General features: G+C 45.4%; 1 protein-coding gene. It reads right to left on the bottom strand.

Annotated elements, in window-relative coordinates:
- On the bottom strand, nt 1–626 hold a 626-nt coding region (locus A3757_RS22465), incomplete at both ends, for a peptidylprolyl isomerase (protein ID WP_197470229.1).

Here is a 626-nt window from a genome sequence, read left to right as displayed (position 1 = left end):
TAGGATTCTTCTGCAAACTCTTCTTTAATTTCGATATAAGCTTCGCCCTTTATTTCGAGCAGCCAGTTGGATAGCTCCTCTTCAAATTTGCGGCGATGTAGGGTTTGCTGAGCCTGGTTATTCTGAATCAACTCTGCCATATCTTTCACGCGTCGCTCTGTTACTTGAAGGATGTGCCAGCCAAATTGAGAACGGAAAGGCTCACTTAACTCGCCTACGTTTGTCTGAGTCATTGTTTGTTCAAAAGCAGGAACCATTTGACCAGGATTAACCCAATCAAGATTACCACCATCAATAGCGGAAGCCGGGTCATCTGAATTGGACTTGGCTATGGCAGCAAAGTCGTCTCCACCCAGTAGGCGTTCGTGAAGTTTGTAGATGATTTCTTTTGCTTCTTCTTCAGTTCTAATCTCGCTTGGTGAAATCAGAATATGTCTGACTTGCGATTGCTCAATTAGCTTTTCCTGACCACCGCGTTTATCTAGCACGGTAACAATGTGGAAGCCACTTCCGGTACGAATAAGTGATGAGGGCTCCTGAATGGCCAAACTGGGTATGATGTCAGCTGCGATAGTTGGTAGCTCACTTTCTTTACGCCAGCCAATTACACCGCCTTCAAGTGCTTG

Source organism: Oleiphilus sp. HI0117, from assembly GCF_001635235.1.
The sequence above is the reverse complement of the archived record's forward strand: the minus strand, read 5'-3'. Positions and strand labels throughout refer to the sequence as shown.